We start from the raw sequence: 3,132 nt of genomic DNA on the forward strand, positions 1-3,132 counted from the left end.
TTACATTTAAAAAAATGTTCATTAATAAACGGAATACCCAGAAAGAAAAGGTACACAGAAAACTTGAAGCAAAACAAAGCCAGAATTTAGGTTTTGTGCCGGCAGCTGATTTGTAAAGCACTGTAATTACAAGAAAAATCAAAAAGTTCGGAAGAATTTTTAATAATTCGCCTGAAAGAAGCCCTTTACTGATAAAAGAAAATTGAGGAATCTTTTTTAAATAATCAACAGATGAAATAGTTTGAAGTGAAATATATGAAAAAATCACAGCTGACGCGATGAGTACGATTGAAAGTTCTGTAACAAATGTAAGAATCTGGTTGAAAGCAGCTTTTCTCTGTGTCTGTGTATGGAAAATATTCTGCATGGAGTCAAAAATCGATGCAAAAAAGCGGCGTGCCATCCAGATTATAAAAATAAGGGCTACAATTTCAAAGGAAGTAACCGCCCTTATTGACTGAACAGATTCTATTATTTTTTGTGAATTAAAATACCGTTCCAGTTCAGGAATTGCATTAATGATGGCAGTAACAGTGTTTGGGGAAGCATGAAGAATCCTTACTAAAACCATTACAACCATCATAAAAAGCGGAATTACCGAAAATAGAAAGCTGAAAGCACAGGAGCCTGCAAAAGACAGAAGCCGGTTCTGCAGAAAGTATTTTGTCGTTAAAAAAATACTTTGAGAGAATGTAACGAATGTGATTTTACGAGGTGTACGGCTACTCATATTTTTTAGAAATCGGCTGGTTTTGCGAGAATGAAACAAGGTTTCATTCTCGTTGAAGTTAGCTGACTAAAAGTCAGCTAACTTCGGTGCTCTTGGATATGGAATTACGTCACGTATGTTCTGCATGCCTGTTACGTACAGGAGAAGGCGCTCGAATCCAAGACCGAATCCTGAGTGAGGAACTGTACCGAACTTACGCAAATCAAGGTACCAGCTGTAATCTTCCGGATTTAAGCCGAGTTCGTTGATTCGGTTTAAAAGCTTGTCGTAGCTTTCTTCACGTTCACTTCCACCGATGATTTCACCAAGACCAGGAACAAGAACATCAACTGCTTTTACGGTTTTTCCGTCGTCGTTGAGCTTCATATAGAAGGCTTTGATTTCTTTCGGATAGTTGTAGACCATTACAGGGCATTTGTAGATTTTTTCTGTAAGGTAGCGCTCATGCTCGGTTGCAAGGTCGCATCCCCAGTAAGGCTTGAATTCGAAGTTATCAGCATGCTTTTCGAGTTCTGCAACCGCTTCTGTGTATGAAACTCGCTTGAACGGTGTTTCGACAACGTGTCGCAATGTGTCGATTACGCCCGGCTGGATTCGCTTGTTGAAGAATTCCATGTCTTCAGAGCATTTTGTGAGAGCCCAGTTAAGAAGATATTTGATGAATTCTTCCTGAATGTCCATGTCGTCGTTAAGGTCGAAGAATGCCATTTCAGGTTCGCACATCCAGAATTCTGCAAGGTGTCGTGTTGTGTTTGAGTTTTCGGCACGGAAAGTAGGTCCGAATGTGTAAACTCGTCCGAGTGAAGTTGCGAGTGTTTCTGCTTCAAGCTGACCTGAAACTGTGAGGGAAGCTTTTTTGCCGAAAAAGTCCTTGTTGTAGTTAACAAGTTTTGCTGCATCTTCTTTTTTCATTCCGGCAGCGCCTTTTTCGACTGCAACTTCCGCAAGTTTCTCAAGACTCAGTGTAGTAATCTGGAACATTTCGCCGGCTCCTTCACAGTCAGAGCAGGTGATTTCAGGAGTATTGATGTAATAAAAGCCTTTTTCCTGGAAGAATGTGTGAAGGGCATAAGCCATCTGGCTTCTCATGCGGAAAACAGCTCCGAATGTGTTTGTGCGGCCGCGCAGGTGTGCATTTTCGCGCAAGAATTCCATTGTTGCAGCTTTTTTCTGAATCGGGTAGTCAGAAGGACATTTTCCGAGCACTTCGAGAGACTCAAGATTTACCTCAACTGCCTGTCCTGCTCCCTGAGATTCTACGAGCTTTCCTGTAGCTTTGAGGGAAGCACCTGTAGAAAGATTTGAAAGAGCATTTTCGATATTATTTGCATTATCTGGATTTGAAGGATTTGTTCTGTCAAAAGTAAGCTGGATGTTTGCAAAGCAGCTTCCGTCGTTTACCTGAATAAAAACGAGGTTTTTAGAGTCGCGGATTGTGCGAACCCATCCACAGACGGTAACAGTTCGTCCGTCCGGTTTAGAAGTAAGAATGTCTTTGATAAGTTCTGTTTTCATAATCTGATATACTAGCACTTTGATAGCGTTGAAACAACACCCCATTTTATAGTAAAATCAGACATATTATATTTTTGAGAGGTATAAAAAATGAAAAAATTAGCTGTAATCTCTGCCGCACTGGCTTTGATTCTTGGTGTTACAGGCTGTAACGAAAAAAAGAATTTTATTCTTGCAACCGGCGGTACTGGCGGCACTTATTATCCTTTCGGCGGTGCAATTGCAAATATCTGGAACACAAAAATCGGAAACATGAATGTTACTGCACAGGCAACAGGTGCTTCTGCTGAAAATCTTCGCCTTATTTCAAAAGGAGACGCAGAATTTGCAACAGTTCAGAATGATGTAATGGATTATGCTTACCGTGGCTCAGATATGTTTGCTGGTGAACAGCTGCCAAATCTTGCTTCAATTGGTACTCTTTATCCGGAAGTTGTTCAGATTGCTGCATCAAAATCAAGTGGAATTAAAACTATTGCTGATATGAAAGGTAAGCGCATTTCTGTAGGAGACGCTGGTTCTGGTGTTGAATTCAATGCAAAACAGATTCTCGAAGGATACGGAATTACATTTGATGACATTCAGAAACGCAATCTTTCTTTCAAAGAATCTGCTGAAGGTCTTCAGAACGGAACTCTTGATGCATGTTTTGTTACAGCAGGTGTTCCAAATTCAGCTTTACAGGAACTTGCTTTCACAGCAGGTCTTATTCTTATTCCTGTAAACGGCGCAGAAGCTGATTCAATCTGCAGTAAATATTCTTTCTACACAAAAACAGTAATTCCTGCAGGTACATACAAGGGTACAGATACTGATACAGAAGCTCTTGCTATCAAAGCAACTTTAGCTGTAAATGCAAATCTTGATGAAGCAACAGTTTACGAAAT

The 3,132-nt window shown here is 40.3% G+C and carries 3 protein-coding genes; 1 reads left to right on the forward strand and 2 read right to left on the reverse strand.

What is annotated here, in order from left to right; genetic code table 11:
- Together ACKI5B_RS10020 and asnS are read right to left on the reverse strand one after the other, a co-directional pair.
- Positions 1-730, reverse strand: a 730-nt coding sequence (locus ACKI5B_RS10020) for a YhjD/YihY/BrkB family envelope integrity protein (protein ID WP_407428326.1), incomplete at its 3' end; no start/stop codon positions are given.
- Between the two features lie 66 nt (positions 731-796).
- Entirely contained in the window at positions 797-2,245 is a 1,449-nt protein-coding gene (gene asnS, locus ACKI5B_RS10025) for an asparagine--tRNA ligase (RefSeq protein WP_407428328.1), read from the reverse strand.
- 90 nt (positions 2,246-2,335) lie between these two features.
- Here asnS and ACKI5B_RS10030 point away from each other — a divergent pair.
- On the forward strand, positions 2,336-3,132 hold a 797-nt coding region (locus tag ACKI5B_RS10030; protein WP_407428330.1), incomplete at its 3' end, for a TAXI family TRAP transporter solute-binding subunit.

Source organism: Treponema sp., from assembly GCF_045657965.1.
In the GTDB taxonomy this organism is placed as follows: domain Bacteria; phylum Spirochaetota; class Spirochaetia; order Treponematales; family Treponemataceae; genus Treponema_D.

Excerpts from the sequence above, each read along its gene's own strand:
- asnS (WP_407428328.1), bottom strand. The coding sequence starts at position 2,245 with ATGAAAACAGAACTTATCAAAGACATTCTTACTTCTAAACCGGACGGA.